Source organism: Microbacterium sp. P2_F9 (genome assembly GCF_056403635.1).
The window spans coordinates 1-7303 of record NZ_JBFUFC010000197.1; the positions used below are offsets into that span (position 1 = coordinate 1).

Annotated in this window: 5 protein-coding genes; 1 reads left to right on the forward strand and 4 read right to left on the reverse strand. The window is 69.5% G+C overall.

The window, feature by feature from the left end:
• Positions 1 to 2120, forward strand: a 2120-nt coding sequence (locus AC1DVT_RS16440) for an alpha-galactosidase (protein WP_477390055.1), incomplete at its 5' end; no start/stop codon positions are given.
• 8 nt (positions 2121 to 2128) lie between these two features.
• Here the strand turns inward: AC1DVT_RS16440 and AC1DVT_RS16445 are convergent.
• The 4 genes from AC1DVT_RS16445 to AC1DVT_RS16460 all read right to left on the reverse strand — a co-directional run bounded on the left by AC1DVT_RS16445 (position 2129) and on the right by AC1DVT_RS16460 (position 6999).
• Positions 2129 to 3904 carry an ABC transporter ATP-binding protein gene (locus tag AC1DVT_RS16445; protein WP_477390056.1) on the reverse strand — a complete coding sequence of 592 codons (1776 nt, stop codon included), beginning with the start codon at positions 3902 to 3904 and terminating at the stop codon, positions 2129 to 2131.
• The gene (locus AC1DVT_RS16450; RefSeq protein WP_477390057.1) at positions 3901 to 4875 is read right to left on the reverse strand and encodes an acetylxylan esterase; all 975 of its coding nucleotides are present in this window, start codon (positions 4873 to 4875) and stop codon (positions 3901 to 3903) included. The genes AC1DVT_RS16445 and AC1DVT_RS16450 overlap by 4 nt, the downstream gene beginning before the upstream one ends.
• A gap of 89 nt (positions 4876 to 4964) precedes the next feature.
• On the reverse strand, positions 4965 to 6449 hold the full coding sequence (locus tag AC1DVT_RS16455; protein WP_477390058.1) for a L,D-transpeptidase family protein: 1485 nt from the start codon (positions 6447 to 6449) through the stop codon (positions 4965 to 4967).
• Between the two features lie 91 nt (positions 6450 to 6540).
• On the reverse strand, positions 6541 to 6999 hold the full coding sequence (locus AC1DVT_RS16460; protein ID WP_477390059.1) for a hypothetical protein: 459 nt from the start codon (positions 6997 to 6999) through the stop codon (positions 6541 to 6543).
• Between the last annotated feature and the right edge of the window lie 304 nt (positions 7000 to 7303).

Below are 7303 nucleotides of genomic sequence, written 5' to 3' on the forward strand. Positions count from 1 at the left end.
GCGTCGGGCTGGTGCTCGACGCGCGCGGGGCAGGTCTGCCGCGCGTGCTTCATTGGGGCGAAGCACTCGGTTCGCTGTCGCACGCCGCGCTGGAGAGGCTGGCAGACGGAGTGAGTCGCCAGTCCGCCCCTGGCACGCTCGATGCCGCCTGGCAGCTCTCGCTCATCCCGCAGGAGGGTGATGGCTGGACGGGAAGACCGGGTCTGCAGGTGCGACGAAATGGCCTCCTCCACCACTGCAGATGGCGCCTCGAGGGCATCGCCCACGAGACGAGCGCAGACGGTGTGCGCTGCGTCATCACGGCGGCTGATGCGGCATCCGCTCTGCGGCTCGAACTCTCCCTCAGCATCGAGACGGGTGGAGTGGTGTGGGTCGAGGCTGCGCTCGCCGCAGCAGAAGGCGAGACTGACGCGCGGTTCGAGGTGGACTGGCTCGAGCCGACCCTGCCGGTGCCTTCGAGCACGACGCATCTGACGACCTTCGACGGCCGCTGGACGAGGGAGAAGCGCCCCGTGACGACCGGGATGCCACCCGGCTCCACGGTGCGTCAGTCCCGCAGAGGCAGACCAGGCCACGACGCCCCCACTCTGTTCATCGCGTCCGAGGCCGAACCGCGCTGGCGCTCGGGCGCCCTGTGGGGCACCCACCTCGCGTGGTCGTCGGACGTGACGTACCGAGTGGATCGCGTCACCGACGCCGTGACCCTCATCGGCGCGGGCGAGCTGCTGCGCCCCGGCGAGATCGTCCTGAGCGCCGGCGAAGAGTACCGAACCCCGCGTGCGGCGTTCGTCTGGGCGGCCGATGGGCTCGACACGCTGGCGGGACGAGTGCACACGTGGCTGCGCGCGCGGCCGCAGCATCCGGTCTCCCCCCGCCCCCTCACCCTCAACACGTGGGAGGCGGTGTACTTCGACCACAACCCGGCGCGGATCGCGGAGCTGGCCGAGCGTGCCGCTGAAGTGGGGATCGAGCGCTTCGTGCTCGACGACGGGTGGTTCCTGGCACGGCGGGACGACACGACGAGTCTCGGCGACTGGACCGTCGACCGTGCCGTGTGGCCCGAGGGACTGGGGCCGCTCGCGCGCCAGGTGCACGGGCTCGGCATGGAGTTCGGTCTCTGGTTCGAACCGGAGATGGTGAGCGCGGACTCCGACGTCGCCCGCGCGCACCCGGACTGGCTGCTGCACGATCCGGGCCACCTGGATCACGCCCCAGAGCTCTCGTGGCGCACGCAGTACGTCATGGACCTGGCGAATCCGGCCGCGTACGGGCACGTGCGGGACCAGATCGACGCCCTCATCTCGGAGCTCGGCATCGACTTCATCAAGTGGGACCACAACCGCGACCTCACCGAGACGGTGCACGATGGCCGGCCCGGCACCCACGCGCAGATGGCGGCGGTCTACCGGCTCATCGGCGAGCTGAAGGAGCGGCATCCCGGCCTCGAGATCGAGTCGTGCTCGAGCGGCGGCGCGCGCACCGACCTCGGGATCATGGCGGTGTGCGATCGCGTCTGGGCGAGCGACTCGAACGACCCGGTGGAACGCCAGGACATCCAGCGCTGGACGGGCCTCCTGCTGCCGCCCGAACTCGTCGGCGCTCACGTCGGCCCCACCGAATCCCACAGTTCTGGCCGGACGACGGCCCTGAGCTACCGCATGGCGACCAGCCTGCTCGGCTCCGCGGGGTTCGAATGGGACATCCTCGGCTGCGACCAGGACGAGCTCGCCGCGATCACCAGGTTCGCGGCGCTGTACCGCGAGCTGCGGCCCATCATCCACGGCGGTGTCGTCATCCACCCGGAGCTGCGGGATCCCGCCTGGCGGGTCACGGGATTCGTCGCACCGGATGCCTTGCGGGCGGTCCTGGTCGTGGCGAACGTCGGAAGCCTCGAGGATGCCAGGGCCGAGCGACTGCGCATCCCCGGTCTGGATCAGGGGCGCGAGTACCGCGTGCGCGTGCGGCGGGAGATCGGCGCCGCCGCCTACGGGTGGATTGCGCCGGAGTGGTACACGAGCGGCGAGATCACGCTTCCGGCGGCGGTGCTCGCGCGGGTCGGGCTGCAGCTGCCGACCCTCTGGCCGACGCAGGCATTCATCCTCGACCTGGTGGCCGTCTAAGTCACCGGTCAGTGGGTCTGCAGCGCGACGAGGCGAGCATAGAGCCCGTCGCGCGCGAGGAGCGTGCGGTGGTCGCCGATCTCCACGATGCGTCCCGCATCGATCACGACGATCCGGTCAGCGCCACGCACGGTGGAGAGGCGATGCGCGACCACGAGCGTGGTCCGGCCCGCGCGGGCGCGATCGATGGCTGCGGTGACCTTCGACTCGGACTCCGGATCGAGGGCGCTGGTCGCTTCGTCCAGGACGAGGATGCGCGGGTCGCGGATGAGCGCGCGCGCGATCGCCAGCCGCTGCCGCTGCCCGCCCGACAACCGGGACCCGCGGTCACCCACGACGGCGTCCAGCCYGCCGGGCTGGTCGCGGACGATGTCGAGCGCGTTGGCGGCGCCCAGCGCGTCCAGGATCTCGGCGTCGCTCTTCTCGCCCACGCCATAGGTGACGTTCTGCCGGATGCTCCCATCGAACAGCGCCGTCTCCTGCGGGACGATCGCCACGCGGCGGCGCAGTGAGCGCAGGTCGAGGCCCGCGAGATCCTGCCCGTCGATGACGACGTCGCCCTCGACGGGGCGGACGAACCCGAGGATCACGTTCAGGATCGTCGATTTGCCCGAGCCGGACGGGCCGACGAAGGCGACCGTCTCGCCGGGCCGGATGTCCAGCGACAGTGCGTCCAAGGCCGCCCGCGGGGCATCCGGATACTGGACCGTCACGGCGCGCAGCTCGATTCGACCGTCGATGGCTCCCACCGGGGCCTTACCGGTGTTGTCCTCGACGTCCAGTTCGTCGGTCACCTCGGCGATGGAGCGCACCGAGTCCATGCCGCGGCTGAACACGGGCGCGACGTTCAGCAGCATGACGATCGCGTTGGTGAGCACCGTGAAGTAGGTCGTCAGGAGCACCACCTGCCCGGGCGTGATCGGCACCAGTCCGAGCACGGAGACCGCGGCCGCCCCGATCAGGCAGATGAGCCCGAGCACCTGATACGAGATCCAGGAGAGTGCGCCGAACCGGCCGTTGAGCACGTCGAGGTCGCGACCGGCGGATCGTACGGATGCCGCGCGCTCGGCCACCTGCGACGTCGCGAGGTCCTCCAGCCCGTGTCCGCGGGTGAGCGGCATGAGCGTCGCCATCTCGTTCACCTGCGCGGAGAGGCGCTCGACCTGACGGCGGAACTCCTCGTTGCGCTGCGTCGCGCGCCGCCGGATGTAGATGATGAGCCCCGCGGCGACCGGGATCGTGAGAGCGAACACGATGACGAACTGGGGCACGGTGATGGCGGTGACGACGATCGCGCCGACCAGGGTCGCGATCGAGCCGACCGCCGTGGGGAACACCTGCTGCATCGTCAGTTCGAGGTTCTCGACGTCGCGGATGATCTTGGTCTGCATGATCGAGGCGTTCTGGCGGTTGTGGTAGCCGAGCGAGAGACGCTGCAGACGCGCCGCGAGACCGGATCGCACGTTGTAGGCCATCGAGCGGGTCGCCGAAGACGTCAGCCGCACGACGATCATGTTGAACGGATAGTTCAAGGCGAGCAGCGCGAGAGCGAGACCGCCCCAGACCCACAGGCGGTCCACGGGGCCGCCGGCGACGACGATGTCGATGACCGCGGCGGTGATCGGAGGCAGAATCCACGCCGGACTGTCTTTGACGACGAAGCAGAGCATCGCGAGGATCAGGCTGCTGCGATGCGGGTGCAGCAGCCGCAGCAGCGACCGAAGCGGGTGCGATCGCTGAAGGCTTCCGGCCAGGAGGGCCTCCGCGTCAGCGAAGCCCGTCATGGACGACATCGTTCGGCGAGAAACGATGTCTGCGCGATCCACTGGTAGGACTGGCCGCCTTCGTGCTCGTTGTGGGCGTACACCTCGATGTGCTTGTCTGCGCCGGCGTAGTGGTTGAAGGCGGCGTAGACCGTCGATGGCGGGCAGATCGGGTCGAGCAGCGCGACCGAGAACAGTGCGGCGGCGTCTGCTCGCTTCGCGAAGTTCACGCCATCGAAGTAGGAGAGCGTCTCGAACACGCGCGGTTCGGCCCCGCGATGGACGGAGAGATAGCGGACCACCTCCTGATAGGGGTCCTGGCCGGTGAAGCCGACAGAGCGTTCGAAGTGGCAGAGGAACGGGACGTCCGGCATGACGCCGATCAGTCCTTCGGACAGCCCGGCCGCAGCGAGGGCGATCCCGCCGCCCTGGCTGCCGCCCGCGACCGCGACGCGCGACGCGTCGATCTGCGGCAGCGTTCGCACGGCGTCGACGGCGCGAACGGCGTCGGTGAACACCCGGCGGTAGTAGTAGTCCTCGGCGTGCTCGATCCCGCGCGTCATGAAGCCGCTCGATGAGGGACCGGTGCCGTGCGGGTCGGGGGTGCCCCCGCCGCTGCCCCACCCCGAGCCCTGCCCGCGGGTGTCCATGAACAGATGGGCATAGCCGGCCGACGCCCAGCCGAGCCGCTCGACCGGCAGGCCGCGCCCGCCGCCGTAGCCGTTGTATTCGACGACCGTGGGCAGCGGCCCTTCGATCCCGCGCGGGAGCGTGAGCCACGCCTTGACGGGGTCGCCCGCGAAGCCCGGAAAGGTGACGTCGAAGACGTCGAGGGTGCGGAACGGGGATGCCTCGGCAGTGACGACCACTTCGGCTCCGACGGCGCGGGACTCAGCGAGAGTGGAGGCCCAGAAATCCTCGAAGTCTGCGGGCTCACCCACGTCGGGCAGGTAGGTCTCCAGCTCGGTGGGTGAGAGATCGAATCGCGGCATCCATGCTCCTCTTGCGCGGTGTGTGACGGCGCCACGATAGACGCCGCGTCACTCGTCGCGCAAACTGCGCAAACCCGAGGGAGCTCAGATCAGTTGTGGATCCACACGTCGGTGCCGCTGGCTGACCAGTTGTAGATCTGCTGCGCGCGGGAGATCGGCATGCCGACGCAGCCGTGGCTCATGCGGTGACCCCAGTTGGTGTGCCAGTAGACGCCGTGGAACGCCTGGCCGCCGTTGAAGTACATGACCCACTGGACGTTCTCGGTCGTATACGGCGTGCCGTCGACGTTGAGGCCCTTCATCGTCTGCACCGGGTAGTGCGAGTTGATGCGGTAGTGCCCGGTCTCGGTCGGGAACGACAGGCCGCTGGAGATGAGCCAACTGTCGACGACCGCGCCGTTCTCCTTGAGGTACAGGCGCTGCTCGCTCAGGTTGACCTCGAGCAGTCGGACGATGGTCGTCGTGTTGAACGCGACTTCCTGGACGGGGAGCTGGTAGACGGCGTTGCCGGTGGCGAGCTGCGAGGCGAACCCGGCGGCGATGCCCGCCGTCGTCTCGAGCGCCCGGCCCGTCACGCCGGCCGTCGGCGTGCGCAGCACCGTTCCGGAGTCGTTGGCGATCACGGTCGCGGCGACGGCCGCCCGGTCGACGGCTGCCGGAAGCCCGTCGACCACCGGCTGGATCGGCTGTTCCTCGGCGGTGATCTCGAACGTGTTATCCGCGGTGCGTGTCACGGTCAGCCATGAGGCGAGGGTGGCCCGGTCGATCGGCACGGTCCGCTCGGCCCCAATATAGAAGCCGGCCGTGTCCAGCATGCTGTTCAGGGTGCCGACTGTCGCGTTCGCGACGTACGTCGGGACCTCAGGGGCGACCGCAGCAGTCGTGGCGGCGAGGTCGACCGTCAGGTCGCCGGCGACGAACGCATCCTGCAGGGCGGCCCGCACCGCTTCGACGTCGACGCCGGCGCCATCGACCGCGGGCGTGGCGACGTAGGTCGCCGACGCGGGGTCGAACGTGACGGTCGCGTCGGTGGGGTCGACGTACAGGCTGGGGACCGCTGCGCGCAGCGCCGCGACGGCGGTCGCGGTGTCGACGGTGACCTGGGCGTCCATCGGCGAGGCGAACCAGGCGCCGAAGTTCCAGGCAGGGTGCGCGGCGAAGGCCTCGTCCACCAGCGCGCGGGCATCGACGGAGGCTCCGAGGTCTGCGGCGGTGACCGTGGCGTCGGCGCCGGATCCGGTGAGGACGATAGTCGTGTCGGCGAGATGCTGCTGCACGGCCTCGACGGCCGCGCCCGGGGTGAGTCCACCGACGGGGACGCCGGCCACCGCGGTTCCGGGGGCGATCAGGACGAGCGAGGTGATGCCGAGCCCGACCGCGACGACCGCGACGGGAATCGCGATCCACAGCCAGAGCCGGCGACGGCGGGGAGCCGGCCCGGTCGACGCCCACTCGTACGCGGGCGGTGGGGCATCGGTGCCGCCGTCGAGAGGCTGCGACGCATCGACGAAAGGCTTGACCTCGCCGTCGACGGTCGTCTCGTCGGCGCCGGGCCTGGTCGCCAGATCTGTCATGCCATCACCCCCCGGCTCCTGAACACGTCCCCTAATGCTAAATGATGGGCGCGGTCGCTATGTCACCAGAAGATCACAGTCCGGTGACTTGTCAGGGCACGCACAGCTCCTGGAAACGCTCGCTGGTCTCCTGGAATGACTCGCCCAGCGCCGCGAGGTCCTGCACCTTCGACGTGTCGCCCTCCACGATCGCCTGCATGACGTCCGCCACGGTGGCGAACATGTCCTCGAGGTCCGGGAGGATCGCGGCGACCTCGTCGTTCGTGACATCGGATGCCGCATCGTGGAGCTTGCCCGCGGCCGCCTGCATCGCCTCGACCACGGCGGCGGGATCCTTGGCCGCAGCATCCTCGAATTCCCTGGTCGCGTCGGTGATGGTGTCCTGCACGAGCGCGCACCCCTCCGCGACCGTCTGGTCTGCGTCACCGGCCTGCTCGGCTGCCGTGGGGGAGGATCCGACACCGCCGGGGACGGTCGTGCACGCGGTCGATCCCGCGAGCGCGGCGACAGTGATGGCCAGTGCGGCGATGCATCGTCTCAGGGAGTCCACCTGTTCAACCTACGCGGCCGGTCGCGCCCCGAGGACGGGCAGCGTGCGACGAGCCGCATGTAACAAGTTTGTAAACACGGCATCCAAATCCCTGGGAAAGCTTGCTGGTCGTTTGTTCGTACGCTTTACTAACAAACATGACTGCATCGGAAGTGCAGCGCGGCTCATCCACCCTCGAGCCGGCGCAACCACACACAGGGCCCGCGGCCTCGCGCTCGTTCGGCCCGGGTCGCGCCCTCCGCCAGGGAGCGAAAGTGCTCCCCGAGCACGCTCGCGGCCACAACCGCGCGCTCGTCCTGCAGAC